Below are 7,116 nucleotides of genomic sequence, written 5' to 3'. Positions count from 1 at the left end.
GGGGGGGGGGGGGGGGGGGGGGTGGGCGCGCGGCCCGGGGTGGGGGCGGGGGGGGGGGGGGGGGGCGCCCCCCCCCGGCGCCGATGCCTGCGCCGAGCGCGACGCACGCGCGGGCGGGTTCGACGGTTTCCTGCGGCTGCCGGTGACCGGGGCACGGTTGGCCGCCGCCGTGGTGGGCGCATGATCGGCGGGCTGCGCGCAGGCGCCCACCCGCTGCAGCGCCTGCTTCCGGCGCTGCTCGCGCTCCTGCTGCTTGCGGCATCGGTTCGCGCGGCGCCACCCACGGCGCTGCGCTTCACCACCGCCGACGGGTTGCCGTCCAATGCGGTGCACCAGGTGGTGGAAGACCGCGACGGCTATCTGTGGTTTGCCACCGATGATGGCCTGGCCCGCTTCGATGGGCAGCGTTTCCGGATCTGGCGGATGGAGCAGGGGCTGGCCGACAACCAGCTGCTGTCGATGGCGACGGATGCGCAGGACCGGTTGTGGATCGGCACGGGGCAGGGCCAGCTCATGCGCATGTCGGCCGACCGCAGCCATATCGAACGCTTCGACCGCGCGCGCTTTCCCGCGCTGGCGGGCGTGGCGATCGGTGTCGTGCTGCCAGCGCCGGATGGCGTGGTGTGGTTCGGTACGCGCGACGCGGGTCTGTTCCGGCTGGGGCCGGGGCATCGGCTGCGTCAGTACCTGCCCACCGCGAACGCGGACGGCCTGCCGGACCGTCGCGTCGACCACCTGGCGCTTGCGGCCGACGGCACGCTCTGGGTGGGAACGCCGCGCGGCCTGGCGCGCTGGCGCAACGGTCGTTTCCTGCCGCCGCCCACGATGCTGGCCACTGCGCCGGTCAGCGCGCTGCTGGTGGATGCAGAACAGCGCCTGTGGGTGGGCGGCGCGGCAGGACCGTGGCGGGCCTCGGATGAGGGGCGGCTGGAACCGCTGGATGCACCAGCGGGCACGCGCGCGCTGGGCGCTTCGCACAGCGGTGGCCCGTGGCTGGGCGAGGACGACAGGGTGTGGAAGAGCGGCGCCGGCCAACTGCCTGGGGTGGGGGTCGCCCCATTGGGCAGCGCCGATGTGCCCCGGTTCCGCAAGGCCCTGGAAGATCGCCACGGCAGCCTCTGGTTGCTGGGGCGGCATCTTGGGGTATGGCGGCTGCCCCCGCATTGGCAGCATTTCAGCTCGCTTGATGAGGCGTCGCAGGAGCTGCCGGCGATCAGCGCGGCACACCTGGATCCGGACGCACCGCCGCTCGGGTTGGCCTGCGCCGATGGCAGCCGCTGGCGGCTGGATGGCAAGGGGATCCAGCGGCAGCCGGCTGGCAGCACCGGCACCCGGCAGTGGCGCTGGGATGCAATGGATCAGCTTCGTCCACCAGGTCCACTGGCGCTGCATTGCGATGCGGACAACGGCCTCTGGTGGGGAGGCCGGCATGGCTTGACCCGATGGGCTGAAGGTCGCTTCCACCCCGTTGCCGGCGTGGAAGGCGAGGTCAGCGCGCTGCACCTGGCCGAGGACGGCGCGCTGTGGGTCGCCAGCACGGGTATGGTGCGGCGCTATCGGATCCAGGACGGCGTGGCCAGGCCCGGCGTGCAGATCGATGCACGGCAGGGGCTGCCGTCGCTGCGGCTGGCCTCCCTGGCCAGCGACGCACACGGCGCGTTGTGGGCCAGCAGCGCGCGCGGCCTGCTGCGTATTCGCCCCCGCGAGGGCCAGGTACGGCTGTACACGCGAAGCGAAGGGGTGCCCGACGCCGTGTTCAATGCACGGCTGCAGGCCGATGGATCGACCATGCTGGCCGTGGATGCACACGGCCGCAGGGTGCGGTTCGACCCGGTGGGGCTGGCCGCGTGCAGGGGCGAGCCGGCGCTGGTGGTGGAGCGTGTGCAGCTGCACCGCGATGGCCTGCTGCAGGTGCTCCCTTCCAAGGCGGCGCTCCACCTGCAGCCGGACGATCGGGATATCCAGGTCAGCGTCCGCTTGCTGGGCGCTGCGATGCCGGCGCGCCAGCAGTACCGGTTCCGGCTGTGCGGGCTGGATCGGGACTGGATCCGGGTGGGCCGCAGCGGAACCCGCGGCTTCCCGCGACTGCCACCCGGCGAGCACCGCCTGGAGTTCCAGGCACGGTTGGCCGACGGCAGCTGGTCGTCAACCCGGACGTTGCTGCTGCAGGTCGAGCGCAGCGGCTGGCACCACCCGGTGCTGGTGGGCGCACGGACAGCGGCGGGCGCGCTGCTGGTGGGAGGGGGAGCATGGGCGGCGGTACGCCGCGTCGCGCGGGGTCGGCGGGCACAGGCATCGGCACAGCGGCTGTCGCTGGCGCTGCGCTCGGCGCAGGCCAAAGCGCACTACCTTGCGACCCTGGGGCATGAAGTGCGCACACCGCTCACGGGTATCCTGGGCATGGCCGAGCTGCTGCTGTCATCGCCCCTGCATGCGGCCCAGCGGCAGCCGTTGGAGCGGATACAGCGGAGCGGACACGCGCTGCTGGAACGGGTCAACCGCGCATTGGACGAGGCCCGCCTGGAGGCCGGATGTACGCCCCTGCAGGCGGCCGACTTCGAGGTAAGCGCCTTCCACCGGCGGTGGTTGGCGCGCCAGGTGTTGCCGTCCTGCCGTCGTGGCACCGCGCTGGCCGTGTGCCTGCAGGTGGCGGACGACGCTCGCGCGCATGGCGATGCGCTGCGACTCGCTCAACTGCTCGACGCGGTCGCGCGGGTCGTGGGCAGGCACACCGGCGCCGGGCACATGGTGTTGGTGGTGGCGTGGCGCCCCGGGCGCGAGGGACTGCTGTGGACGTTCAACGCCGGCGGGCGCGCCGTGCACCCGGCGGGGCGCGGTACCGGCAAGGCCGTGCCGACGCCGTCGCTGGCCTCCCTGCGCATGGGGTTGACCGCCGCCGAACGTCTCGCCGGGGCCCTCGGTGGCACCCTGCGCGTTCACGCAACGGGCAGCAGGCGGTGGCGCGTGCAGGTGGGGATTCCGATGCCGACGGTGGCGCCGCCGCCGCGCGGTCGGGTGTTGCTGGTGGACGACGATCCCCAGGCCGCCCGTGCGGGCAGTACGCTGCTGTCCGCGCAGGGCTGGCAGCCGGTGCATGCGCCGCACGCGCTGGCCGGGCTGACCGAGCTGGCGGCGGGCCGGTTCGACCTGGTGCTGGTGGACATCGAACTGTCCGGCATCGATGGGCTGGCCCTGATCGGCCTGCTGTCTGCGCGGAGCGAGTCCGCGCCGGTGCTGGCGATGAGCCGGCAGCCCGCTGCGGACCTGCCTGGGCGGGTTCGTGCCGCCGGCGGTGCTGGAACACTGCCCAAACCGCTTACAGCCGGGACGCTGCGCCGGGCGCTGCAGCAGGCCGGCGGGGCCTGACGGTTCGTTCCGATCCAGCGAACCGTTTACCATCCACCCCGTGGCTTGCGCTTTTTGCGACAAGTCCTGCCCGATCCGCTCCAGGAGATTGCTTGGTGTTGCCTACGCGTTGGCTGCTCCTGTTCGGGTTGCTGTGCCTGTGGCCGTCGCTGGCGGCCGCGCAGCCGGTACCGCCAACGCCGCGCCAGCTGACCGTATTCGATGGCCTGCCGTCCAACACCGTCAACCGCATGGCCGAAGACGGGTACGGCTACCTGTGGTTGGCCACCAACGATGGGCTGGCCCGGTTCGACGGCCGCAATTACCGGGTCTGGCGCGCTGAAGATGGCCTGCGCGACAACATGGTGTGGAGCGTGCATGTGGATGCGCGCAACCAGCTGTGGATCGGCACCGAGAATGCCGGGCTGGCGATGATGTCGGCCGACCGCCGCGAGCTGCGCTTCTTCGACCGTGCCAGCAACCCGGTGATCGGCAGCAACACGGTCTGGAGCCTGGCCTCCACCGGCGACGGGGCGCTCTGGTTCGGCACCTACGAAGGCGGCCTGCACCGGCTCGACCGCAATGGCGTGATCACCCGCTTCATGCCGGAGCCGGGCAACCGGCGCAGCCTGCCGGCAGCGTCGGTGACGCACATGGCCACCACCCGTGACGGCAGCCTGTGGGTCGGCACCAAGGCGGGGCTGGCGCGCTGGACCGGCCGCGATTTCGAGCGGGTGCCCGCATCCAAGCTGCCCACGCCGCTGGTCAACGGGCTGACCGCCGAACTCGATGGCAGCTTGTGGATCAGTACCAATGCCGGCACGGTGGTGCGCCGCGCGGACGGCAGCTTCGCCCCGGCGCCGTGGAAGGTGGATGCCGGCGACCAGGTACTGGGCATGATGCTGCGCGACGAGCAGGGCGGGTACTGGCTCGACACCCGGTCCGGGCTCGGGCGTGCCTACCAGGACCGCTTCCAGCAGGTTCCGCTGTACAGCGCGGTGGCCCGTGGCCAAGTGCGCCCCAACTGGACCGGCGCGTACGAAGACCGCGAAGGCGGGATCTGGCTGGCCAGTACCAACAGTGGCCTGTGGCACCTGCTGCCGCGCTGGTGGCAGTTCTCGGTGCTGTCGCGGCTGGAGGATGACCCGGCCTCGCTTCGCAACGGCTACGTGCTGGGCATGGCCGCATCGGCCAATGGCGGCGTGTGGGCCGTGGGCACCCATGGCGCACTGGACCGCTTCGACCCGGTGACCGGCAAGGTGGACCAGCACCGGACCTGGGTGGACGGTCCGCAGTGGCTGCTGTCGGTGCTGGAAGACCCGCGCGGCCATGTCTGGATTGGATCGCACGAAGCGCTGCTGCGTTACGACCCCGGTACCGGCTCCCTGCAACGCTGGGGCAGTGATGCCGGCGCCGATGCCGCCATGGAAGGCGACGTGGATGCGCTGGTGCTGTGCGACGGCGGCGGGGTCTGGAGCGCATCGTCCGGCGGATTGCAGCAGCGTGGCCTGGACGGCGGCGTGCGGCAGCGGATCGCGGCCGGTACGAGCGGGTTGGTGCCCGGACAGCAGGTCCTGGACCTCATGTGCGGTCCGCAGGACCATCTCTGGGTGGCCACCAACCAGGGCCTGCTGCAGTGGGTGCCTCCGCGTGCGCGGTTCGAGGCGGTGCCCGGCGCGGCGGGTGTCGCCAGTCATGCCCTGGCGCCGGCCAACGATGGCTCGGTGTGGGTATCGGAAGAAGGTCGCTTGATCCGCTACCGCTGGAACGGGAAGCGGCTGGAGCGCGAGGCGCAGGTCGGGCCGGAAGAGGGCTTCCCGCAGCTGTCGGCGACGGGATTGGTGGTCGACGCCCAGGACATCGTGTGGGCCGCCAGCTCGCGCGGCCTGATCCGCGTCGATCCCAACCAGGGCAGCGTGCGCCAGTACGGCGTGCGCGATGGGCTGCCCAGCCAAGAGTTCCGCCGCGGCACGCTGGTGCGCACGGCCAGCAACCACATTGCCGGCGGCACGCCGGCCGGGGTGGTGCTGTTCGATCCGGACCAGGTGCGCCCGGCGACCCGGCGCGCGCCGCTGGTGATCGAGCGCGTCGAGGTACGCCGTGGCGAGCGGGTGCTGGACCTGACCCACCTGGCGCCGCTGGAAATCGCCGATGCCGACCGCGACCTGCGCATCGTGGCGCGGTTGCTGTCCTTTGCCGACTCGTCGTCCAACAGTTATCGCTACCGCCTGGCCGGCTACGACCCGGATTGGGTGGAAGTGGGGCCGGGCGGCGAACGTGTGTTCTCGCGGCTGCCGCCCGGGCGGTATCGGCTTGAGGTGCAGGCGCGCTCGGCCGACCTGGTCTGGTCGCGGGTGCAGGTACTGGAATTCCGCGTGATGCCGCCCTGGTGGCGCAGCGTTTCGGGGCTGCTGGTGATGGCTTCGATCGCCTTGCTGCTCATGAGCCTGTTCGCCTGGTTGTACCGGCGCCGCGTGCAACGCCGCCACGCCTACCAGCTGGCCCTGCACAAGCAGGAACTGGCCGAACAGGCATCGGCCGCCAAGACGCGCTTCCTGGCCAACCTGGGCCACGAAGTGCGCACGCCGATGACCGGCGTGCTGGGCATGAGCGAGCTGCTGCTGGGCTCGCCGTTGAACGCGCAGCAGCGCAGCTACACCGAATCGATCCGGCATGCCGGCGAGCACCTGCTGCACCTGGTGAACGACGCGCTGGACCTGGCGCGGATCGAATCGGGGCGACTGCAGCTGCAGGCGCAGCCGTTTGCACTGCAGGGCGTGATCGATGATGCCTGCACGTTGATGGCGGCACTGGCCGAGCAGAAAGGGCTGCGCTTCGTGGTCGACAACGAACTGGCGCCTGGCCTGTGCAGCGTGGGTGATGCGGTACGGGTCCGGCAGATCCTGCTCAACCTGCTGGGCAACGCGGTGAAGTTCACCAGCAGCGGCGAAGTGCGCCTGAAGGTGCGTGCCCTGGCGCCGGCGCGCGGGCTCTACTTCGAAGTCTCCGACACCGGGCCCGGGATCAGCAGCGACCAGCAGCAGCGCCTATTCCGGCGCTTCGAGCAGGCCGACGGTGCGCGCACTGCCGCGCAGTATGGTGGCAGCGGCCTGGGCCTGGCGATCTGCCGCGAGCTGGCGCTGGCCATGCAGGGCCAGATCGGGGTGGAAAGCCAGCTGGGCGTGGGCACGCGCTTCAGCGTGACGCTGCCGCTGCCGCTGCAGATGGCCGACGCCACGGTCGGCAGCGCCGGCGTTGCCGAGGGCCACCCTCTGCCGCCGTTGCGCCTGCTGCTGGTCGAGGACGACGACACCGTGGCCAGCGTGATCATCGGGCTGCTGAGCGCGCGCGGGCACGAGGTGGTGCACGCCGCGCACGCGCTGGCAGCGCTGCGTGAAGTGAGCGATGCGCCGTTCGACGTGGTGCTGCTGGATCTTGACCTGCCCGGCCTGGGCGGCATGGAACTGGCCGGGCACCTTCGCAACCAGGGCTATGCAATGCCGTTGCTGGCGGTTACCGCGCGTACCGACCCGGGCATCGAACAGCAGGTGCGCGAGGCCGGCTTCCAGGGGTTCCTGCGCAAGCCGGTGACCGGTGACCTGCTGGAACAGGCGATCGCGCGGGTGGTGGTTGAGGGGCGGGGGTGACGGAGCATGGCCGCGTTGCCGGCCACGAAAGGTCATCGGACCAACGGTCCGCTGCTACGAGGTGGCGGCACACCCAGCGGCTATTAACCCACCACTTACACAAACCCCCGTGAGGGGGGGGGGT

3 protein-coding genes are annotated in these 7,116 nt (G+C 71.5%); all 3 read left to right on the top strand.

Features of this window, described 5'->3' with window-relative positions:
- A partial coding sequence (locus tag QMX79_RS18940; protein WP_282248157.1) for a hypothetical protein occupies window positions 1–184 on the top strand: 184 nt, incomplete at its 5' end.
- Entirely contained in the window at window positions 181–3,366 is a 3,186-nt protein-coding gene (locus tag QMX79_RS18935; RefSeq protein ID WP_282248156.1) for a two-component regulator propeller domain-containing protein, read from the top strand. The genes QMX79_RS18940 and QMX79_RS18935, both read left to right, overlap by 4 nt.
- Window positions 3,367–3,461: 95 nt before the next feature.
- Entirely contained in the window at window positions 3,462–6,992 is a 3,531-nt protein-coding gene (locus QMX79_RS18930; protein WP_282248155.1) for a two-component regulator propeller domain-containing protein, read from the top strand.
- Window positions 6,993–7,116: the final 124 nt, after the last annotated feature.

Source organism: Stenotrophomonas sp. PS02300 (assembly GCF_029959395.1).
Taxonomy (GTDB): Bacteria; Pseudomonadota; Gammaproteobacteria; order Xanthomonadales; family Xanthomonadaceae; genus Stenotrophomonas; species Stenotrophomonas maltophilia_AD.
The sequence above is the reverse complement of the archived record's forward strand: the minus strand, read 5'-3'. Positions and strand labels throughout refer to the sequence as shown.